We start from the raw sequence: 23,058 nt of genomic DNA, 5'->3' as shown, positions 1-23,058 counted from the left end.
ACCAATACACACCTTTAATTTTTGCCCACCCTGTTTTCCTCTTCGCTGGTACCTGTACTTCTGCTACGGGCAGTTTTTATTTTCATATTGCCGAACTTATAAGTGAAACTTAAGTTTACTCTACGGCTTTCCCATTCATTTCTCCAGTAAGTTTTAATGTTGTTGTATTCCAGGTTTGCCCTAAAAGAATTCGTATTAAAAATATCATTAACCTTTAAAGCAAGTGTTGCATTCTTTTTCCAGAATGTTTTTTTAGCACCAATATTTAACTGGTAACTACCTAAACTCTGAAACAAACCCGAAACCGAGGGCGAATCGTAATAGGCATAAGTAGTTAAGCTATAGTTTTTAGGTAAAGTAATGGTGTTATCCATCATTACCGACCAGTTCCACGAAAAAGCATTAAAGCCATTTCCCTGCACTGCCGATTGTGTGCGGTTAAATCCAGCCGAAACCTCGGTATTGTTGTTCCACCATTTGGTTATATCAACCGGACTACCCGTGGCCATGTAAAAATTGGTAGTGCGGTTCAGGTTTTCGGGTCTCGATATACTTTCTTTAGTAGCATCGTTCTGATACACCACTTCCCACATCGAACCATTGTTAACCGAATAGCTTAAAGTTAACACCCTGAAATTTTTGATCGAATAATTCAATTCGAAACTGTTTGCAAAAGAAGGTTGTAACAAAGGGTTCCCTTGTAATGCGGTGTAAGGATCGCTATAGAAAGTAAAGGGATTTAAGCTGCTGTACGAAGGGCGGTTAATGCTTTTTCGGTAAGCCGCGGTAAGCAGGTTGTTCGAATCAATTTTTAATGAAACAAAAACGGTTGGAAAAAGCTTCCAGTATTTTCTGTCGATTAGCGTATTGGTACCCGATGAGCTACCATTTCCCAGCGTTTGTTCGGCCCGAAGACCTGCCTTGATTTGTATATTTTTGAAACTCTGATCCAATGAAAGGTAGACGGCATTGATGTTTTCGTGATATAAAAACTGGTTTGTACGTCGAGCATCATTAATCCATCCCGCCGTTTTTAACGAATCGAAACGCACATCGCTCTGCGATTTTACCCAGCTGCTTTTCCAGCCGGTTTCCATTTTAAATGTTTTATTAAAGTTTAAAGTATAGTCGGCCTTTACCGAATAGATGGCTACGTTGCCCATTCCCATATTGCGTAAATCGATAGGATTGCCAATCACATTATCGCTTGCATCGAGGTAGGTGTTGGTAAAGGTTTCGTTTTTGCTGTTATCGTAACGCACGTAATCAGCATCAAAGCCCAGCTCGCCGCCTAAACTATCGGTTTTATAGCGGTAATTGATGTTAAAAGCATGGTTTTTCTCTGTATTGGATTGCGGATTAAACATCGATGTTGCACCCATTTTTGTGCCTGCAGCATTGTAATTAATCGAGTTGCTGTTTACTTTGGTTTCTTCAGGAGCAGTAAAGCCTTTTACCATTATACCTAAAGTATGCTTCTCGTTCATAAAATAATCGGCTCCGGTAGAGTAGTTGAGGCTATTGGTAACCGGATGCCAGAAATTAAGCTGGTTATATTGTTCTTCGCCAATGCTGCGGTTTAGGGTTAAGCGGTTGTAAGAATTGTAATGGCCAGCATTTAAACGGAGATAGGTACTCACCTTACCAATATTGTAGTTGAGGTTGGTTCCTCCGTAAACCTTTTCGTAACGACCATAACCCCCGCCCAGGTTCATGTTGCCATTAAAACCCTGCATTTTGTTCCTTTTCAGTTTAATGTTGATAATCCCGGCGGTGCCAGCTGCATCAAAAGAAGCAGGAGGGTTAGAAATCAGCTCGATTTTACTCAGTACCGAACCAGGCAGCGATTTCAGGTAAGTGGTTAACTCCTGGCCGCTCATGTAGCTCATTTTACCATCAATCATCACATTGATGCCGCTTTTACCTTTTAACACAATATTATCGTCCTTATCAAGCTTTACACCCGGCGACCGGCTAATGACTTCAAGAGCATTATCGCCCGCGGTATTCATCTGTTCTACATTTACAATTACCCGGTCGGCTTTTTGATCGATAACCGGCATTTTGGATACAATGTTTACTTCTTTTAAGTTTTGCGAGTGGTCAGTTAATACAATCACCGGTACTTTTACAGTGGTTGCTTTTACCTCAAAACTTGCCGATTGATTTTTATCATAACCCATCATCAATGCTTTGATTAAATACCGGCCTGCCTTAACATCATTAAACGCGTATACGCCTTGCTGGTTGGTAGCCTGTAAAGCAACCGAAGCCGAATCGGGCAAGTGGATCAGTGCTACTGATGCATAATCTAAAGCTTTGTTGCTTTTATCGGTGATTGTTCCCGATACCTTGGTAGTTTGCGCCAGGGCAGTTTGAATGCCTGAAATAAATAATATAAAAAGAGCAGTCTTAAATAAGCGGTTCATGGGTTGTTGTTTTATAATTGATTGATCCAAAGATGCAGCGGCCGCAGGAGCCTGAAAATTAAATCATCCCAACCCCTCAAAATATTATCCCAACCGGCTTTGAGACTTTAAATGCCTTTCGTACTAAAAAAGGAGGGGTTGGGATAATTATTTATAGGTTTGGCATAAGAAAATAGGCCGTTAAAAAAGCTTTGTATAGTTTTAGGGCATGAAAACATTAAAAACGGTTGCACTACATATACTTTGCTGGGTACTGGTTCTGGGTTATTTTTACGGTGGTTCACTGATAGAAGGCACTACTTTAAGGGCATCGGCCTTTACCATTTCCATGAATTTTATTCAAATTATGGAGTTCTATATCTGTTACCTGTGGGTATATCCCCGTTTTTTAAAAAAGGGTAAAACCCCGTTTCTAATTGGGGGGATCGTCCTGACTATTGCAATTTTTATCGCTTCCAGATACCTGATTGAAGAGGTTTTGTATTTAAAATGGTTCGGTTTTCATAACTATGCCGAAGGTACAACGGCCTGGCACTATATTTCTGATAACATTTGTTGGAGTTTAGCCTTTATTGTAGTTCCTGCTGCGGTTTATGGGATAGAAAAAAGCTTTTTGGCCGAACGGATGAACCTTAAACTCAAAGACGAAGTGGTAAAAGCAGAACTATCTTTTTTAAAATCGCAGATTAACCCACATTTTTTGTACAATACCTTAAATTATGTGTATTCGCTGGCCATTCCTGTTTCGGATAAACTGGCTAATGCGGTTTTGCGACTATCTGATTTGATGCGCTATACTTTAAACGATAGCCCGGATGGCAAAGTGAGTTTGGATAAAGAAGTAGGCTACTTAGAGAGTTATGTAGAGCTGTTCAAGATGCGTTTCGAGCCTAATTTTTATGTTACGTTTACAACTGAGGGCATTGGCGACCAGAAAATTGCTGCACTGATACTGATTCCCTTTGTCGAAAATGCATTTAAGCACGGCGCGGTAAACGATGAAGCACAACCGGTACGCATTAAGCTTAAAGTACAGCAGAAACGACTGAGTTTTGAGGTCAGCAATAAGATCAGTCACGCACAAAAAGACCACAGCAGTGGGGTAGGTATGGTAAACGTACACCGTAGGCTGGATCTGATTTATCCTGATAAGCACGAACTGTTGGTTTCTAACAACGGCAATACCTATAAAAGTACGTTGATTTTAAATTTGTAGCTTTACCTTTAAACCCGAATTACCTTCAAAATCTTAATTATGATCCGTTGCCTCGCTGTTGATGATGAATCTTATGCTTCCGATATTATTTCGGCTTTTATTAATAAAACGCCTTTTCTCGAACTGGTAGGTACCACGACAAATGCCTTTGAGGCCTTAAATATGGTACAGGAAGGAAAAGTTGACTTGGTGTTTCTGGATATCCAGATGCCAGAATTAACCGGCATCCAGTTTTTAAAAATATGTGGAGGCAAATGCAAGGTAATTTTAACTACTGCTTATCCCGAATATGCATTGGAGGGCTTTGAACTCGATGTGGTAGATTACCTGTTAAAGCCCATCTCTTACGAGCGGTTTTATAAAGCAGCCCAAAAGGCACAGCAAATCTTAGCTCCTGTACCTGCAGCACAGCCCGAAGTGACTCAGCAGCCTGCACCAGGCAACGACTTTATTTTTATAAAAGGAGATACCAAAAATAAATTCATCAAAGTAAATTACGACGATATTTTATACATAGAAGGGCTTAAAAACTATGTTTCGGTGTACACTGCTACTCAGCGGATCATCACCTATCAGGCCCTACGCGAGCTGGAAACGCAATTGCCAAAACCACCTTTTTACCGGATCCATAAATCGTACATCATTTCTATCGAGAAGATTAAAATGATCGATGGCAATACCGTTTTTATTAACGATGAGGCCATTCCCGTTGGCGAAACTTATAAAGAAGAGTTTTTTAAGGTGGTAAGAGAAGGGAAGAAGCAAGGATAGGTTAACTGTATAAATTGGTTAACTGGTTAATTGTTTGGATGCGTTTACAGTTAACCATTTTCAATAATTAACCGATTAACCAACACTAGCCTCCCAAGTGTGCATAAAATCTCCCAAATATTTCTCCCGTTTTTTTTAAGTTTGTTGCATAAAGATTAAATTGAACATGAGCATGCAAGAAACCAATTCACTTAACCAGGTTGCCGAATTCCACACTACTTTTAAACACCCTATTCTCGAAAACCCGGTTATTCCATCTAAGCAAAGAGCTAACCTGCGTATTTCGCTTTTGACCGAGGAGCTGAAAGAATTACAGGAAGCAGTAGAAAACGATGATCTGGTAGAAGTTGCCGATGCACTGTGCGATTTACAGTATGTTTTGGCCGGTGCTATACACGAATTTGGCCTGGGCGGAAAATTTAAAACTTTATTTGATGAGGTGCATCGCTCTAACATGAGCAAGGCCTGCAAAACTGTAGAAGAGGCCGAAAATACCATTCAGTTCTACTTAGATAAGGACGGAACAGAGTCTTACTACAAAGAAATCGATGGACTGTTTCTGGTATTCCGCAAATCGGACGACAAGACTTTGAAATCGATCAATTATTCTCCGGCAGATTTAAAATCGCATTTAATTTACTAATCATTGAAAAGGCTAAAGCAATTAATTGGTGATTTGAAGCAGCAGCCGGATAAACCCGATGAGGCTTTAATGCGCGAGTTTATTTTTTATTCACCTAAAATGCCGTTACGCCTGCACCAGGAACAGCTGATAGCGGAATCAAAACAATTTAGTCTACCGGTTTTCGACACCTATTTTACCCGTTCCGAAATCAGTATCAACTGTTTTAGCTGGGGTAAGGGCAAACGGAAAGTATTGCTTACCCATGGCTGGGCTTCTAAGGCATTGGATTTCTACGAACTTATTGTCGAGCTGTTAAAAAACGACGATCTGGAGATAATCGCTTTTGATGCACCCGGAAACGGAAGTTCTGTTTCTGAATTTTCGAACCTGATGCTTTATGCCGATTCGGTTAAATCGATAGCGCTCAATTATGCACAGCCTGATATACTCATTGGTCACTCACTGGGCGGAATGGCCAATGTTATTGCCCTGCAGGAGTTGGGTATACAACCAGAACTACTGATTAGTATTGCACCTTTAATCAGGCTCAAAGAGAATTTTGAACAAAGTCTCGATTCAGTTAGCATTACCAGCAAAGACCAGGAAGTTTTCTTCACCAATTTTGAACAAGAGTTCCCGGTTCCGGCAAGTTATTTTAACCTAACCAGTTTATACCAGTTAAAAAACGATACCAATCATTTCCTGGCTTTCGATCCCGAAGACCATATTTCACCCTATTCTTTTTTGCAGGAGTTTTTAATTCAAAACCCTGCAATTGTAGCTCAGTCATTCGAACATGTTGGGCACTATAAAATCCTTAAGTCGGTTGATGTAATTGAGGATATTGCACAGCGGATTCAAATACAGAGCTAATTTTCTGTTTTTACAATGATTTAGCGCTACCCATGGTGGGAAGGTTTCAAAGTAATCATCTTTGGAATTGCGTGAAATAGTGACTATCTAATTTAATTTCTTCTTTTTTGTGTCAGCGGTAATGGTTAGGAGACTATTAATTTACCACCTTAGACACCTAAGGGCATCTAAAATCCGTTCTCAGATCTAAGTTCTAAGGTGTTTGAGGTAGTGAAAACCAGCTGGTAACATTTACCTCTACATTATTAGCTTGCGTCCAAAATGGTCATTTCTTAAATTTTGTGCATAAATACAGGCATCCATAACAGTGCATAACAGTTAAAATTACTGTAAATTATATTTTAGGGCAACCAAATATTAATTAACAGCATGCAGGCAATTTTAGGCGTTATTTTTCATTTCTTCGGTGGTTTCGCCTCCGGAAGTTTTTACATACCATATAAAAAGGTTAAAGGTTGGGCCTGGGAAAGCTATTGGATCGTAGGCGGGATATTCTCCTGGCTTATTGTTCCACCACTTGCCGCTTATTTAACCATCCCAAATTTTACCGCCATTATTAGCAGTACCAATGGCAGCATTTTATGGCTGACCTATTTTTTCGGTGTGCTTTGGGGCATTGGTGGCCTTACTTACGGTTTAGGCGTTCGTTACCTTGGCGTATCGTTAGGCAGCAGCATTATTTTGGGGCTCTGTATGGTATTGGGCTCAATTCTGCCTTCAATTTACTTCGATTTTTTCCCACAGGCAGGTAAAGATACTTTCACCATGTTTCTGCAAACCGATTGGGGCCGCATGGTTTTACTTGGGCTACTGGTATGTGTGCTGGGCATTGTAATCTGTGGCAGGGCCGGTATGATGAAGGAAAAAGAGATGAAAACCGACATTACCGATCCGCATGGGATGGAGGTAAAAACAGAATATAAATTTGGTCTGGGTTTATTTGTAGGCATCGTATCAGGGGTGTTAAGCGCCTGTTTCAATTTTGGTATCGAAGCCGGTAAACCTATGGCCGATGCAGCAAACGCCATCTGGAAAGCCGCTAATCCAGCTGAAACCGGTAATTTTCTTTATCAAAACAACGTTACTTATGTAATTGTACTTTGGGGTGGACTTACTACCAACTTTATCTGGTGTATGCTACTTAATGCGCGCAACAAATCATTTGGCGATTATACCAATAAAACAACCCCACTGCTAAAAAATTATATTTTCTCAGCCCTGGCCGGTACCACCTGGTTTCTGCAATTCTTCTTTTACGGAATGGGCGAAAGTAAAATGGGTAATGGTGCAAGTTCGTGGATTCTGCACATGGCCTTTATCATCTTAATTGCAAATGTTTGGGGGCTGGTCTTAAAAGAATGGAAAGGTGTATCGCGTAAAACACTGGTAACGGTTTTGGTGGGGATTTTAACCATCATTATTTCGGTACTCATTGTGGGGTATGGTAACAAAATTAAAGGTTAATCAATAGAAAAATTTAAATAGAATATTATAATGTCAATCGATACGAAAAGTTATAAGCATGTAAGCTATCTGTGGGATGAAGAGGAAGCCGCAAAACTTGCTGGTGATGAAGTTGCTTTGTTAATCTACCGCTCAAATTTATTGGGAGCTGATTTACGCCTCACCAATTATGGAGGCGGTAACACTTCTTGTAAACTGTTGGAAAAAGATCCTTTAACCGGACTGGAAACAGAAGTAATGTGGGTAAAGGGTTCGGGTGGCGATTTAGGTACCTTAAAGAAAAGTGGTTTGGCCGCTTTATATGTAGACCGTTTGCGCAGCTTGAAAAATATTTACCGTGGGGTAGCTTACGAAGATGAAATGGTTGAACTGTTTAACCACTGCATTTTCGATTTAAGTTCAAAAGCACCATCAATCGATACGCCATTACACGGTTTCCTGCCGTTTAAGCATATCGATCACCTTCACCCTGATGCAGCCATTGCAATTGCAGCAGCAAAAGATGGTAAACGCATTACCCAGGAGCTGTTTAACGGTACCATTGGTTGGGTAGAGTGGAAAAAACCAGGTTTTGAGCTTGGCTTACAGTTAAAGCAGTGTTTAGATGAAAATCCGGGTATCCGCGGTATTATGTTGGGTTCGCATGGGTTATTTACCTGGGGCGATACCGCTTACGAAAGTTATCTGAATACTTTAGAAGTAATCGAAATCTGTTCAGATTACCTTAACCAGAACTACGGTAAAAAAGGCCCTGTTTTTGGCGGACAAAAAATAGAAAGTGCCGAAGCAGATAAACGTAAAAAACAAGCAGCTGCCTTAGCGCCGGTTTTACGAGGCTTGTGCTCTTCAAAACAACACATGATTGGTCATTTTACCGATGATTCACGTGTATTGGAGTTCATCAATTCAAACGATCTTAGCCGTTTAGCACCAATGGGAACCAGCTGCCCCGATCACTTTTTACGCACCAAAATCAGTCCGCTGGTTTTAGATTTAGCCAGCGATGCCGATTTATCGGATGTTAAAGCATTGAAAGAGACGCTTGAGCCTGCTTTTGAAGCTTACAGAGCGATGTATACCGATTATTATGAAACCTGTAAACATCCAAACAGTCCGGCCATTCGCGATACCAACCCGGTAGTAATTTTATACCCCGGTATTGGTATGTTTACTTTCTCGAAAGATAAACAAACAGCAAGGGTGGCGGCAGAATTTTACATCAATGCCATTAACGTAATGAAAGGGGCGGAAGCTGTTTCTGAATATACCTCTTTACCACATCAGGAAGCTTTTAACATCGAATACTGGTTGCTGGAAGAAGCAAAATTACAGCGTATGCCTAAACCCAAACCGCTTACCGGTAAAATTGCCCTAATTACAGGCAGTGCTGGCGGAATTGGAAAAGCTATTGCTAAAAAGTTTGTGGCAGAAGGTGGTGTAGTGATTTTGAACGACATGAACGCCGAGCGTTTGGAGGAAGCAGGTAACGAATTTGCTGCCCAATTTGGTAAAGATTCGTACAGCACCGCTATTTTAAATGTAACCAGCGAAGAAGATATTAAAAATGCTTTCGATGCTGCTGCACTGGCTTTTGGTGGGGTAGATATTATTGTAAACAACGCAGGTTTATCTATTTCTAAAACCATTGCCGATCATACCGAAAAAGATTGGGACCTTTTATATGATGTTTTGGTAAAAGGGCAGTTTTTTATTACCCAGGCTGCAACAAATACGATGCAAAAGCAAAATATCGGCGGCGATATCATTAATATTGTAAGTAAGAATGCTTTAGTTAGCGGACCAAATAATGCAGGTTATGGCAGTGCGAAAGCGGCTCAATTACACTTAAGCCGGTTAAATGCTGCTGAGCTGGGCGCCGATAGTATCCGTGTAAATGTGGTTAACCCTGATGCGGTAATCAGCGATAGCAATATCTGGGCTGGGGGATGGGCAGAAGGCAGAGCGAAAGCTTATGGCATTACCGTGGCTGAGTTGCCAGCTTATTATGCAAAACGTACTTTGTTAAACCAGATTATATTACCAGATGATATTGCCAATGCTTGCTTTGCCTTTGTTGGTGGCTTGTTGCAAAAATCAACTGGTAACGTACTTAATGTAGATGGCGGCGTAGCCATGGCATTTGTGAGATAGTAAAATGTAACCACAGATGGAATTTGTACTAAAAAATGTGGTTTGTGGGGACACAAACCACGGCCATAGGAATACAATCTGTATTTATCTGTATGCACCTGTGGTTAATAAATGTGGTCTGTGTAGACACAAACCACGGCGATAAGTTTTAAATTCAGTTTTAGTAAGTTGTTTCATCGGTCTGTGCCTGGCACGGACCGAAAATGACTTTAATTTTTTTATAATCGTCCTCGTTTACAACGGAGATGAACGGGAAGGGCGATTGTATCGCCACAATAATTAACCTAACAAAAACCAAATATTCTCATGAATATCGAGCAGAACCAAATAGAAAAACACAATGACTCTTTGTTAACTCCACATCAGCGTAAGCTTGCTTTCTTAAAAGAAGATTGGGCACACATTGATCTGGAAAGCGTAATCCAGAAATTGGTCGATTTTCAGATTGCTATTCCAAGCTGGGCATTGGGCACAGGCGGAACCCGTTTTGGCCGTTTTGCCATTACTGGTGGAGAGCCGCGCACCATTGAAGAAAAAATTGAAGATGTAGGTTTGTTACATGCCCTAAATGGTGCAAGCGGAGCTATTTCGCTTCACATTCCGTGGGATATTCCTCAGAATGCCGGAGAATTAAAAAAACTGGCTGCAGGTTACGGCCTTAAGTTCGATGCCATGAATTCCAATACCTTTCAGGATCAGGCTGGTTCGGCGCACAGTTATAAGTTTGGTTCGTTACAAAATGTAAATAAAGCCATTCGCAAACAGGCGATTGAGCATAATATAGAAGTAATTAAACATGGTATTGCGTTAGGATCTGATGCTTTAACCGTTTGGCTTGCCGATGGATCTTGTTTCCCTGGTCAGCTTAATTTCCGTAAGGCTTTCGAAAATACTTTAGAGAGTTTGCAGGAAATTTATTCGGCACTGCCCGATGATTGGAAAATGTTTGTGGAGTACAAAGCGTTTGAGCCTAATTTTTATTCGACCACTGTTGGCGATTGGGGCCAGTCATTGCTGTATGCAAGTAAACTCGGTAAAAAGGCCTATACTTTGGTTGATTTAGGTCACCACCTGCCTAATGCCAATATCGAGCAAATTGTTGCCCTGTTGCTAATGGAAGGAAAATTAGGTGGTTTCCATTTCAACGATTCTAAATATGGCGACGACGATTTAACCGCCGGAAGTATTAAACCTTACCAGTTGTTTCTGATTTTTAATGAGCTGGTTGAAGGAATGGATGCAAAAGGCATGAACCATACTAAAGATCTGGGCTGGATGATCGATGCTTCACACAATGTGAAAGATCCTTTAGAAGACCTGCTTCAATCGGTCGAGGCCATTATGATTGCTTATGCACAGGCACTTTTGGTTGACAGAAAAGCGTTAAACGCTGCTCAGGATAACAACGATGTAGCCAAGGCGCAGGAAATTTTACAACATACTTTCCGTAGTGATTTAAGGGCAATTGTTGCCGAAGCACGCTTAAGGGCAGGTGCGGCATTATCGCCAATTGGTTTATACCGTGATTTAGCTGTGAGAAATAATTTAGTTAATCACCGTGGAAAAACTGTAGCTACAGGTTTGTAAAGAGGAGAATAGAAATGCCAAAACCTGTTATTGCCATATTTGATGTTGGGAAAACGAATAAAAAACTGTTTCTGATTGATGAAAATTATCAGATCGTTTACGAACGTTCGGCCCGTTTTGTTGAAACCGTTGATGAAGATGGCGAAGTCTGCGAAAACCTAGAAAGCCTGCGTTCATCTGTTTACGATTCCCTCCATCAGGTTTTGCAGTTAAAAGAGTTTGATGTTAAGGCCATTAATTTTTCTACCTACGGTGCAAGTTTTGTGTACCTAGATGAAAATGGTGAGCCTTTAACACCACTGTACAATTATTTAAAAGCATACCCCGAAGCACTTAAAAAGAGCTTTTATGCCACTTATGGAGGTGAGGATAAGATTTCGTTAGAAACCGCCTCACCGGTTTTGGGTAGCTTAAACTCGGGCATGCAGCTGTACCGCCTGAAGCATGAAAAGCCAGAAATATTTGACAAAGTGAAATGGGCGCTACACCTGCCTCAATACCTCAGTTATTTAATTACAGGTAAAGCCGTGGCCGATATTACCAGCATTGGCTGTCATACCCAGCTGTGGGATTTTAATAAAAACCAGTACCACAATTGGGTATCAACTGAGAAAATAGACGATAAGTTCGGGGCTTTTACACCGGCCGATTCGAGCCTGAAAACCGATTTTGAAGGCAACAGCATCAAAGTTGGTGTAGGCCTGCATGATAGTTCTGCCGCACTGATTCCTTATCTGGCTAATTTCAATACCCCTTTTGTACTCATTTCTACCGGCACCTGGTGTATCAGTTTAAACCCTTTTAACCAGGATCCGTTAACTGCCGAAGAACTGAAGCAGGATTGCCTCTGTTACATGCACTTTAAAGGTAAGGCCGTTAAAGCTTCGCGCATTTTTGCAGGATACGAGCATGAGGTACAGCTTAAGCGCATCGCCGAACATTTCGACAGGGCTGCTTACCTGTTTAAGCACCTGAAGTTTAATCCGGCTATGATTTTAAAACTGGCCAATAAAATCCCCGAGAATAAGGACGCACAGACAGGCTTTTTCGCAAACTCGGCATTTCCTGATCGCGATCTGAATCTTTTCCAAACGGCAGAAGAAGCTTATCATCAGCTTATTTTTGATTTGGTGAAACAGCAGTTGTACTCGTTAAAATTGATTCTCAATTCGGGTGTGAAACGGGTTTTTGTGGATGGGGGCTTTGGTAAAAATGCCATTTATATGCATTTGCTGGCTACCGCTATTCCAGATATTGAAGTGTATGCCTCTTCCGTTTCGCAGGCTACGGCTATAGGTACTGCTTTGGCCATTAACGATGCCTGGAATGAAAATCCGGCACCAACGGATATGATTCAGTTAAAATACTATTCGGCCATACAACGTACATTAGATTTTTAGGAATTTCCTTATATTGGGAATCCTAATACCCCTAACCATTTTGAAACCAGAAGATCTAATACCCTATCTGAATGTTGATGAATACTCGTCGACACCCAAATACAAACAGCTAACCAATGCCATTTTAGCGGCGATAGAAAGTGGTAAGCTGCTTAAAAACAGTTTGCTGCCTTCTATTAATGAGCTGAGTTTTAGTTTGGAAATGTCGCGCGATACTGCAGAAAAGGGCTACCGTAATTTGCGTAAACTGGGGGTGGTAGATTCGGTTCCTGGTAAGGGTTATTTTATCATCAATACCGATTTCTCGCGAAAGCTAAAAATCTGTCTGCTGTTCAATAAGCTCAGTACACATAAAAAGATCATTTACGATTCCTTTACCAAAACCATTGGCGAAAGGGCAGCTATCGATTTTTACATCTACAACAACGATTACGCGTTGTTTAAAAAAATGATCGTAGCCAAGCGCGATGATTATTCTCACTTTGTAATTATTCCACATTTTTTAGAGGGTGGGGAAAATGCACACGAAATTATCAATACTATTCCCAAAGAGAAACTGGTTATCCTCGATAAACTTTTGCCTGGGGTAACCGGCAATTATGCTGCGGCTTACGAAAACTTTGCACAGGATATTTACGCAGCCTTGGAGCAGGCTTTAGACCGCCTTTCGAACTACCGCACCTTAAAAATTATCTTTCCGCGAAACAGCTATTTCCCGCACGAAATATTAACTGGTTTTTACCGTTTCTGTCAGCAGTATGCTTTCGATCATAAAGTCATCCACAATATCAGAGATGAAGAAATTAACCCTGGCGAGGTGTATATCAACCTGATGGAAGATGACCTGGTGATGCTGATTGAGCGTTTGATTGCACAAAAGCTCAAAATTGGTAAAGATGTAGGTGTAATTTCTTACAACGAAACACCTTTAAAAAGAATCATTTTAGATGGAATAACCACCATTTCGACTGATTTTAGCGAGTTAGGCGCCCAAGCGGCAGAGTTTGTATTGAGCGGCAAAACCGAGCGGGTAGAGGTTCCTTTTTATTTAAATTTGAGGAAATCGCTGTAATATGTAGTTGGTCCATCACCCTGAATTTATTTCTGGGTCTCTCAACTAAATTTAAGGGATGCTGAAACAAGTTCAGCATGACGATTTTATTTTCCTTTGAATGGAAATTATAGTTTGTGCATAAAAACCCTTAAACCTACTTTACCCCAAACCGAATAATCATTACTTTTATCGCTTAGCCTTTTAATGTTAAATGAGTGAACCGGTAACAATACAGCTGCGATCAGAAGAAAACCCTTACGATTATATTTTAAGGGATTTTAACCTGAAAGCGCTTAGCGAGATTGTTATCCTCAAACATTTGGGCGGACTGGTACATACCGATGTTAAAGGTTTTTATCGGTTGTATCCTGAGCAGATCGAAATCGATTTTGCGGCGTTTAGTCATGCAGAAGCCGCTGAGCCCTTTCCCATGGTTATGGTTCAGCAGCAAGAAGATTCGGTTAAACTATCGTGCCGCTGCATTACGCCCAAAAACAAACTTTGCACACACCAGGCACAGGTTTTATACAATATTCTTCAGCGCAAAGAGCTGCGTATTTTCTTTGATATTAACCTGAGAAGGGAAAAGCTAGTTAAGATAGCCGCCGATTATGGATTGGAAAAAGAGAAAAATCCCGATCTGCTTTTTAACCTCACTTATCATCAAGACGAGGTAGAAATTAAGCCTAAAATGGAAGCCCTGCAGCCTTTTAACAAAGAAGCGCAGCAAAATCTTGCTGACTTGCTACTGCCCAAGGCTAAACCAGAGGTTAAGGCAGCGGCTAAGGTAGATTTTAGTAAAATGATCCTGGTGCTTGGACAGCATCGTTATTACAACCATTTAACCGTCGAACTTTTTGAGGCCGCTATAACCAAAGCGGGAAAAGTTAAAAACCCTTTAAAAGGTATTAACCCGGCCGATTTAATTTTTAGAACAGAAGATGCCGATCTATTGAAATTTTTTAGCGGAATCAACACTTTTCAGCAAAACTACAATACCGATCAAAGCGAGGTAGAAATTGAAGCATTAAAAGCAATCGTTAAAAATCCCGCCCAAATTCCGGTCTACCTGCAAGACGCTAAGCAATCATCGATTATTCAGCTTTCTTCTATTTTGGCAGTTGATGTTCAGCCGTTAAATGTCGATTTAAGGCTTTTGGTAGACCAGCGAGAGGATTATTACGAAATCACTGGTCGTTTAATCATCGAGGGGAAATCGTACGAACTCGATAACCTGCAATTGGTTCACCAGTATTTTGTAAAACTTAAAAATCAGCTTTATCTCATTAGCCGGCTCGATTTTTTAAGGGTAATCGGATTTTTTAAAAAGCAGAGCAACCGGTTAATCTTACACAAAAGCAAATATCCCGAATTTCAGAAAACCATTCTGATCCAGCTTGAAGGCAGTATTCATGTCGATTATTCATATTTGAAACCCGCAAGCAAAAGCCAGATTGAGGAAAAAGGTTTCGACCTTGAAAACGAACAACTGATTTATCTTTCCGAATCCGAAGATTTTATCCTGCTTACGCCCGTGATGCGTTACGGAAATTTAGAAATTCCTGTTTTATCGAAAAAGCAAATTCAGGCACAGGATAAATTTGGTAATGTTTTTAAGCTTAACCGCGATGAGAAAGCTGAGCTGCAGTTCATTTCAAACATCATCAGGTCGCACCCTTATTTTTACGAACAAATAGAAAACGATTTCCTCCTTGATCAAAATAAATACGATTCCTTTTACCTGCACCGAAAGCGGTTTTTAGAAGAAGCCTGGTTTTTAGATGCCTTTGAAATCTGGAGGAACAAGGATATTCATATTTTGGGCTTTAATCAATTGAAAAATAACAAGCTAAGTGAGTTTAAGCCCGAAATAAACATTGAAGTAATAAGCGGATTAGATTGGTTTGAAACCAAGGTAGAAGTAAAATTTGCTAAACATATTGTTCCTTTAAAGCATTTACACAAATCTATCCGCAATAAAAGCAGGTTTGTTAAGCTTGATGATGGTACCGAAGGTATTTTGCCACAAGAGTGGGTAGAAAAGTTTGCTGCCTATTTTAATGCAGGCGAAATTACGGAAGAAGCGATTCTGACACCGAAAATTAAATTCGCTACGGTTAATGAACTGTATGAGGATGCATTGCTGGATGGCGAAGTTAAAAATGAACTGAAACTTTATAAGCAAAAATTTGAAGGGGCCAATTCGATTGAGGAGGTAGAAGTGCCGGCAACTTTGCAGGCAACCTTGCGCCATTACCAGAAAGATGGCTTAAACTGGCTCAACTTTTTAGATGATTTTAATTTCGGTTCCTGCCTGGCCGATGATATGGGGCTGGGTAAAACCATACAGATTTTAGCCTTCATATTGTCGCAGCGAGAAAAAGTGAAACACAATGTCAATCTGGTCGTGGTTCCGGCATCGCTGATTTTTAACTGGAAAGCCGAAGTAGAAAAGTTTGCGCCATCAATACGTGTTAAAACCATTTATGCTGGCGAACGGAGTAAAACCACTAATGACTTTGATCAGTACGAAATCATTTTAACCTCCTATGGTACCCTGCTTTCGGATGTTCGCTTTTTGAAGGATTACCGCTTCAATTACATCTTTTTAGATGAGTCTCAGTTGATTAAAAATCCCGAATCGCAACGTTACAAGGCTGTTAGGATGTTACAATCGCGCAATAAAGTAGCCGTAACCGGTACGCCGATAGAGAATAATACTTTCGATTTGTATGGGCAGTTATCTTTCGCCTGCCCCGGCCTGTTTGGCAGCAAACAGCAGTTTGCCGATTTATATTCTACCCCCATTGATCAGTTTAAGGATAGCCGCAGGGCCGACGAACTTCAGCGGAGGGTGAGACCATTTATTTTACGCAGAACGAAAGAACAGGTGGCTAAAGAACTTCCAGATAAAATCGAAATTATCTTGTACTGCGAAATGGGGGAGGAGCAACGCGAAGTGTACGAAGCCAATAAAAAGGAAATTCAGGATTTTATTTTAGGTAAACAAGAAGACGATTTGCCTAAAAGCTCCATGCATGTTTTGAAAAGCATTACCACCCTAAGGCAAATTTGCAACTCGGCAGCTTTGCTGGCCGATGGGAAATCTTATTTACAGGCTTCTTCCAAAATTGAGGTATTGATGGAACAGATAGAAAGCAAAGCCGGTAAACATAAAATATTGGTTTTCTCTCAGTTTGTAACCATGCTCGATTTGATTAAGAAACAACTCGAAAATCGTGGGATTGGTTATGCATATTTAACAGGCCAAACGCGCAACAGAGAGGAAGTGGTTACTTCGTTTCAGCAGGATCCGGATATTCCGGTTTTCCTGATCAGCTTAAAGGCAGGAGGGACAGGGCTGAATTTAACCGAAGCTGATTATGTTTACCTGGTCGATCCATGGTGGAACCCGGCAGTAGAAAACCAGGCCATAGACCGCGCTTACCGGATCGGTCAGCATAAAAACGTAATGGCGGTGCGCTTAATCTGTCCCGATACTATTGAAGAAAAAATCATGAAACTGCAGGCTACTAAAAAAGATCTGGTTAAAAACCTGATCCAAACCGAAGGCAGTTTTTTTAAGAATTTAACCAAAAAAGAGCTGCTGGGATTGCTGGAGTAAGAGTTGTCAACTTTAATAGCAATTTTGCCGGAAAGTTGACAACTCTGGTACATGATCTGAATTAGATACCAACCTCGAAACCGTAATCCAAATACTTGGATACATTCAAACTCTTTACAATTTTCCAGGTTTTCTTTTCTGCAATAAACGCAGGAACGGCTAAGCCCGATACTTTGGCCGCTTCAACATAGAAATCCATTTTAACCGGATGTGAAGGTGAACAGGCGTGGTAAATCCGCCCGAAGGCCTGTTTTTCAATCAGGCGAATGGCAATACCAACAGCATCAGTTTGGTGGATTAAATTTACCGGTGCCAAACCATTAGGAATATCGGTTTTCCCGGCAAAGAATCTCCCCGGGTTACGGTCAGGGCCAATTAAACCGGCAAAACGAATAATGGTAGCTTCAGAGGTTTCTGCTTTTAAAATTTCCTCGGCAGCTACCACAACTTTGCCCGAATCGGTATCCGGACAAGTTGGCGTTTCTTCATTTACAAACTGGTTTTCGTCGGCAAATACACTGGTCGAACTGATCAGTACAATTTGGGTTGCCTTGCCTTTGGCAGCATCTATAATCAACTTAATTTTTGTAGGGTAATCTTGCAGTTCTGCAGAATTTCTTTTTGGCGGGATACAGATAAATAAAGCATCGCATTCAAAAAAAGAAGGATCTGCCTCAATTTTTTCAGTGGTGAAGTTAACCAGGTAAGGCGCAATTTTCGCTTCTGCCAATGCAATAAGCTTAGTTTCGGTGGTGGTAGATCCGTTAACTGAATAGCCCCTTGCAATTAGTGCTTTGGCAAATGCAAAACCAAACCAGCCACAACCTAAAACCGAAACCTTTTTAATTGCTTGTTGATACACTTTAGAATCTGAAATCATAGGGCCTAAAGATAGCGTTCTACAGGTAATTTATTTGTCAATTCTGTTTCTTGTACAGGGTTTTAGATAGTGCTAAAATTCCGTCGTGATAACTTGTTGGTTTAAAGTTGAATGCTTTTTCAAATTTTGAAGAATCGAAATGATAATCGTGATCGTACTGGTAATACATTTCTACCGTGCCTGCTACAACTTTTTTAAATAAGCCAACCAAACGGAGCATCAGTTTATTAATAGTCGAATAACTGGCTTTGGTTTTGTAAACCTGAGCAGCCAGTTCGATAAAACCTTTACCTTTTAAAGGTGCGGCAGTTGGTAAATGCCAAATCTGGTTACCCGATTCTGGTGTTTGTCCCAACAAATACAAAGCTTTACCGGCATCTTCAATGTAGGTAAAACTGTGTAAAGTGTTGGGGTTTCCTATCCACTGAGCGCTGGTTTTTTTGGCAAATTTATCCAGTACCATCATATCGAAAAAACTGTTCATGGAGTCGGTGCCATAAAAATCGGCAGCACGGGCTATGGTTGCGTTAATGCGACCTGCCTTACTTTCATCCATTAATTGCTGTGCTATTTTTGCCCTTACTTCGCCTTTTTGACTACAAGGTTGGTAAGGAGTATTTTCTGTCATTGGACCTTTTACCAATCCGTACATGTAAACATTGTCGAAAAAGATTAACCGCGCTCCGGTATGTCTGCAGGCATTAATCACATTCTGAATAATAATGGGCCACTGTTGCTGCCATATTTGAACATCGTAAGTTAAACCGGCACATAAATAGATTACGGTTGAGCCCTCCGTCGCGGCAAGTACTTCTTTCTCATTTAATAAATCGGCTTTGAGCCAGCTTACATTGGGATTGGTACTGGTTACAGGTTTTCTGCTTACCAATCTAACCGTTTCGTTATTGGCAACCAGTTCTCTCGTTAACGCGTTTGCTGTTGGCCCGCCGGCGCCTAATATGGTGTGCATAGCTTTTTTCTTTTGATTTACTCAAAGTTAAGTGAGCTTAAAGGCTAAAAACGTTAACAAAAGATAAGGATTGAAGATAACTGAAAGATCAGTGTTATTGTTGTAGCAGGGTTCTTTTACGGATGCGGGAAAGTGAAACAGGCGTAATGCCCAAAAAATTGGCGATAAAATGCTGCGGAACCCGCTGAAAAATATCCCGGCCGGTTTTCTCAAGCGCAGTATAGCGTTCTTCGGGGCTTTGTGTTATAAAAGCCGTTACCCGGTCTTCGTAGCAACAGATGTAATATTCAGCTATTAAACGACCAAAACGCTCCATTTTTAAGGCCAGTAAAGGATGGTTTAACATTTGCTGAAGATTATTGTAAGCAATCAGCACCAATTCGGTTTCTTCAAGTGCCTGAATGTAATTGGTGCTTGGTGTACGTTTAACGAAACTTTTGTAGGCGCTCATCAGCTCGTTTTCAAAGCTAAAGTATCCGGTAATTTCCTGCCCGTCTTTAATGTGGTAATAGCGTACTGCCCCACGGGTAATAAAGGCCATATAATCGCACACTTTTCCTTCAACAGCAAAATGTTCTTTTTTGCTTAAGGTAGCAAAACTAAGGTACTGTGTAAATATTTCCCATTCTGTTTCGTTAAACGTTACAAATGGGGCAATACCTGTTCTAAATGTTTCGAGTTGAAATCGCCTGTCCATATCAGAAATAAAATTCTGATTAAAGATACAGATTTACGAGGAATAGGATTAGCCCTTACCAAGATTGTAACAAGCCCTGCAACGTGGCTCGTAGCTTTCTTTTTCGCCTAGCAGCACAGTGGCTTCGTCGGCTGCGGTACGGTAGCTGTATAAGGCGGGATTGCCACAGCAAACACAAACGGCATTCACTTTAGTTACGTGTTCGGCAATAGCCATTAACGCCGGCATGGGGCCGAATGGTTTGCCTGTAAAATCCATATCCAGCCCTGCAACAATAACGCGGATGCCTTTCAGAGCCAATTTATTGCATACATCAGGCAGTTCATCATCAAAAAACTGGGCCTCATCTATACCTACAACCTGTGTATTGGTACCCAGCAATAAAATGGCCGAAGCACTGTCAACAGGGGTAGAGTTGATCGAATTTAAATCATGTGAAACCACTGCAGTTTCGTGGTAACGGGTGTCGGTACGGGGTTTAAAAATCTCGACATTTAATTTAGCAATCTGGGCTCTTTTCAGTCTGCGGATCAGTTCTTCCGTTTTACCAGAAAACATGGAACCACATACCACTTCTATGCTCCCCGAAAATTCGCCCCTTCTTCTAAAATTTTGTTCGCTAAATAACATGCCCGATTTTTTATGCTCCTATGTCTGTGCTATAATTTTTAAACCGAACAAATATGAGAATTATGTGTTATTTTTGAACACATAGTTACCAACATAAATCGATCAGAAATTCGTTTTAACTTTATGATGAACCAACAAGATATTTTCAAAAAGATAGGCAGCATTTTAGCAGAATTAAATGAGCAATACCAGTTTTTGGCTCAAAACCCTCAGCAGCTGAATGATTTGGAGCTGGAACTTTTTCTGGCCAATGCACATTTCCTTTCCGATCACGTTAATATCGTAAAAAAACTAAATACCATCGTTGAAGAAAAAGCGCCTGAACCAGGTAATCATCCGCTTTTAGAAGAGCAGAATACCATTATTTTGCCCGAAGTAACTAAAAGTTATGTAGAAGACGATGAATGTTTCGATCCGCAGGAGCTGGAAGAAGTAGTAACCGCCGAAGAAGAAGAGGCTCGCGTAGATATTAAAGCTGCCCGGGAAATTATAGATGAAGAAGCTATTGAAGAAGAAAAGGCAGCTTCGGTTTTAAAAAATGATTTTTTTAAGCCAGATCATGACGATCATACTTTTGAATTTGTGTTAGGCGCGCATGATGAAAACGCCCAGTTTGATTACGAGGTAAAACCAGCCGAAGAAATTTTCGACCGCCCGTTAAGTAAAGAAGAGGCCGAAATTTTGGCCCAAAAGAAAAGAATACACGAAAAGGAAAGATCTTTACCAGCAGAAGAAGCTATTTTGCCTACCGAGGATGATGAAATTGGTCCCGAACCATTTCTGATTGACCATGAAGAGATAGAGGAGGAAGAAGAAGAGGTAGCTGCACCTAAAGAAGAACCTGTTGTAGCAGTTTCACAACCCATTGAAGCACTTAAAGAAGTAGCACTGGATGAAGCCATTATTTCACCTCCGGTTGAGCATGAGAGACCGCTGTTTACACCAGAAGCGGTTCCGGTAAAACCTGCTCCACATCCAGTGGCAGCTAAGCCTGCGCAGAGTTTAAATGATTTGCTGGCCAAAACAAATGGTAAAGCAGATGAGCCGTTAAAAGCACCTATTGCCGATTTAAAACAAGCCATTAGTTTAAACGAAAAGTTACTTTTTATTAAAGACCTTTTCAACGGTTATAACCTCGCCTATTCTGAAGCGATTGATATTGTAAACAAAATGAACAGCTTTGAAGCAGCAGATGGTTTCTTACAAAACAATTATGCCGCAAAAAACAACTGGGCCAGCAAGCAGGCCACTGTTGATCAGTTTTACGAATTGCTGAACAGAAGGTTTAGTAAGTAAAGCGCTAGGCGGATAGGCGTTTGGCGATGAGTTTATGACCGTCCGCATTTGTAAATCCACAAATCATGATAGTCCGTGTTTGTAATGCGGATGCATGAGCCTGGCATTTGCAATGCCTTTTAATCTTTAAATAAATCCCATCCTGTTCGAATCGAGCTTTAAGAAGATAAACAGCAGGATGGTAAAACTCCAAAGTGAAGAACCGCCGTAGCTAATTAAAGGTAACGGAATTCCAATAACCGGAATAATTCCAATCGTCATCCCGATATTAATAAATACGTGGAAAAAGAGGATACAGGCTACACTATAGCCATAAACCCTCGAAAAGGTAGACCTTTGCCTTTCTGCCAGGTTAATGAGTCTGAGGAGTAAAAATATATATAGTCCAATCACAACCGAGCAGCCCATAAAGCCCCATTCTTCGCCAATGGTCGAAAAAATAAAATCGGTACTTTGCTCGGGTACGTAGCCATATTTGGTTTGTGTTCCCTGTAAAAAGCCACGTCCGGTTGCCTGTCCTGAACCAATGGCAATCTGCGATTGAATTACATTGTAGCCTGCTCCTTTATTATCTGTTTTAAGACCAAGCATCAGCTCAATACGACTGCGTTGATGTGGTGCCAGTACTTTTTCGTAAGCAACCTTAATCAGGAACAAATAACCAATTGCAAAAATGGTTACCAAAACTGTAGAGAAAATAATCTTTTGTTTCCTTCTGTTATTGTAAATAAAAAGACCCGCAATAGCAGTAATAATGATGATCAAAATATAGGTCGGAACCAGGAAGTCGGCCACAAACAATACAATCATGCCCAAAAATATCAGGAGGAAATAACCCGATAAGCCTTCGCGGTATAATGGAAACATAAAGGCAAGGAAAACCAGTGCAGAACCTGTATCAGGCTGGAGCATAATCAATAACAGTGGTGCGCCCACAATTAAGCCTGCAATGGCAATCGATTTAACATCCCTGAACTTTGGGTTAAAGGCTCCAACATACCTAGCCAGCAATAATGCTGTTCCGAATTTAGCAAACTCGGCAGGTTGGAGCTTAAAAGAACCAATTGCAATCCAGGCCTGATTTCCGGCAACTTTATTCCCGATAACCAGCACAGCCATCAATAAAATTAAGGTGCCGCCGTATATAAAAGGGGAGAAGACGTTGAACAATCTCCCGTCGAATAATAAAATAGAAAGTCCTAAGACCAAGCCTGTGATGATATAAATCAATTGCTTTCCATAAAGTGCATTAAAACCAAACACAGCTGTTTGTTCCGGAGGAACTGAAGCGTAAATGTTTGTAAAACCAATAGCGCATAAAGCGATGTAGATTAAAACAGTAATCCAATCTACATTAAAGAAAAAACGGTTTCCCTGTTGCTGCTGCATT

At 40.8% G+C, this 23,058-nt stretch carries 17 protein-coding genes; 11 read left to right on the top strand and 6 right to left on the bottom strand.

Annotated features, from left to right (window positions below):
* Positions 1-14: 14 nt before the first annotated feature.
* Positions 15-2,429: an outer membrane beta-barrel family protein gene (locus DBR40_RS16130; protein ID WP_124560773.1), complete on the bottom strand. Its 2,415-nt coding sequence runs from the start codon at positions 2,427-2,429 to the stop codon at positions 15-17.
* A gap of 208 nt (positions 2,430-2,637) precedes the next feature.
* On the opposite strand from DBR40_RS16130, the gene DBR40_RS16125 reads away from it, so the two are divergent.
* The 10 genes from DBR40_RS16125 to DBR40_RS16080 all read left to right on the top strand — a co-directional run bounded on the left by DBR40_RS16125 (position 2,638) and on the right by DBR40_RS16080 (position 17,195).
* Positions 2,638-3,645: a sensor histidine kinase gene (locus DBR40_RS16125; RefSeq protein ID WP_124560772.1), complete on the top strand. Its 1,008-nt coding sequence runs from the start codon at positions 2,638-2,640 to the stop codon at positions 3,643-3,645.
* Positions 3,646-3,684: 39 nt separating this feature from the next.
* Entirely contained in the window at positions 3,685-4,416 is a 732-nt protein-coding gene (locus tag DBR40_RS16120; protein ID WP_124560771.1) for a LytR/AlgR family response regulator transcription factor, read from the top strand.
* Positions 4,417-4,588: 172 nt separating this feature from the next.
* The gene (locus tag DBR40_RS16115) at positions 4,589-5,059 is read left to right on the top strand and encodes a nucleoside triphosphate pyrophosphohydrolase family protein (protein WP_124560770.1); all 471 of its coding nucleotides are present in this window, start codon (positions 4,589-4,591) and stop codon (positions 5,057-5,059) included.
* Positions 5,060-5,062: 3 nt separating this feature from the next.
* The gene (locus DBR40_RS16110; protein ID WP_124560769.1) at positions 5,063-5,914 is read left to right on the top strand and encodes an alpha/beta fold hydrolase; all 852 of its coding nucleotides are present in this window, start codon (positions 5,063-5,065) and stop codon (positions 5,912-5,914) included.
* Positions 5,915-6,283: 369 nt separating this feature from the next.
* Positions 6,284-7,378 (top strand): L-rhamnose/proton symporter RhaT, encoded by a 1,095-nt coding sequence (gene rhaT / locus DBR40_RS16105; protein WP_124560768.1) that lies wholly within the window; start codon positions 6,284-6,286, stop codon positions 7,376-7,378.
* Positions 7,379-7,408: 30 nt separating this feature from the next.
* On the top strand, positions 7,409-9,529 hold the full coding sequence (locus DBR40_RS16100) for a bifunctional aldolase/short-chain dehydrogenase (protein WP_124560767.1): 2,121 nt from the start codon (positions 7,409-7,411) through the stop codon (positions 9,527-9,529).
* A 306-nt stretch (positions 9,530-9,835) separates the two neighbouring features.
* Positions 9,836-11,116, top strand: coding sequence for a sugar isomerase (locus DBR40_RS16095; protein ID WP_124560766.1), 1,281 nt, complete (start codon positions 9,836-9,838; stop codon positions 11,114-11,116).
* Between the two features lie 14 nt (positions 11,117-11,130).
* Positions 11,131-12,516, top strand: a complete 1,386-nt coding sequence (locus DBR40_RS16090; RefSeq protein WP_124560765.1) for an FGGY-family carbohydrate kinase — start codon at positions 11,131-11,133, stop codon at positions 12,514-12,516.
* Between the two features lie 40 nt (positions 12,517-12,556).
* Positions 12,557-13,588: a GntR family transcriptional regulator gene (locus DBR40_RS16085; protein WP_124560764.1), complete on the top strand. Its 1,032-nt coding sequence runs from the start codon at positions 12,557-12,559 to the stop codon at positions 13,586-13,588.
* Positions 13,589-13,781: 193 nt separating this feature from the next.
* Positions 13,782-17,195 carry a DEAD/DEAH box helicase gene (locus DBR40_RS16080; protein WP_124560763.1) on the top strand — a complete coding sequence of 1,138 codons (3,414 nt, stop codon included), beginning with the start codon at positions 13,782-13,784 and terminating at the stop codon, positions 17,193-17,195.
* A gap of 61 nt (positions 17,196-17,256) precedes the next feature.
* On the opposite strand, the gene DBR40_RS16075 is transcribed toward DBR40_RS16080, so the two are convergent.
* From DBR40_RS16075 to DBR40_RS16060, 4 genes are all read right to left on the bottom strand, one after another.
* Positions 17,257-18,075, bottom strand: coding sequence for an NAD(P)-binding domain-containing protein (locus DBR40_RS16075; RefSeq protein ID WP_124560762.1), 819 nt, complete (start codon positions 18,073-18,075; stop codon positions 17,257-17,259).
* Between the two features lie 37 nt (positions 18,076-18,112).
* Complete coding sequence (locus tag DBR40_RS16070) at positions 18,113-19,045, bottom strand: NAD-dependent epimerase/dehydratase family protein (protein ID WP_124560761.1); 933 nt, start codon at positions 19,043-19,045, stop codon at positions 18,113-18,115.
* Positions 19,046-19,139: 94 nt separating this feature from the next.
* A complete protein-coding gene (locus tag DBR40_RS16065) occupies positions 19,140-19,742 on the bottom strand; it encodes a Crp/Fnr family transcriptional regulator (protein ID WP_124560760.1) in 603 nt (200 codons plus the stop codon).
* 48 nt (positions 19,743-19,790) lie between these two features.
* A complete protein-coding gene (locus tag DBR40_RS16060) occupies positions 19,791-20,372 on the bottom strand; it encodes a thymidine kinase (RefSeq protein ID WP_124560759.1) in 582 nt (193 codons plus the stop codon).
* Positions 20,373-20,495: 123 nt separating this feature from the next.
* Between DBR40_RS16060 and DBR40_RS16055 the strand changes: the two genes are divergently transcribed.
* Positions 20,496-21,668, top strand: a complete 1,173-nt coding sequence (locus DBR40_RS16055; protein ID WP_124560758.1) for a hypothetical protein — start codon at positions 20,496-20,498, stop codon at positions 21,666-21,668.
* Positions 21,669-21,794: 126 nt separating this feature from the next.
* Here DBR40_RS16055 and rodA read toward each other — a convergent pair whose 3' ends face one another.
* On the bottom strand, positions 21,795-23,057 hold the full coding sequence (gene rodA, locus DBR40_RS16050; RefSeq protein ID WP_199748360.1) for a rod shape-determining protein RodA: 1,263 nt from the start codon (positions 23,055-23,057) through the stop codon (positions 21,795-21,797).
* Position 23,058: the final 1 nt, after the last annotated feature.

This window comes from Pedobacter sp. KBW01 (genome assembly GCF_003852395.1).
Lineage (GTDB): Bacteria > Bacteroidota > Bacteroidia > Sphingobacteriales > Sphingobacteriaceae > Pedobacter.
Note: the sequence above shows the minus strand (reverse complement) of the source record. Positions and strands in the feature narration are given on the sequence as shown.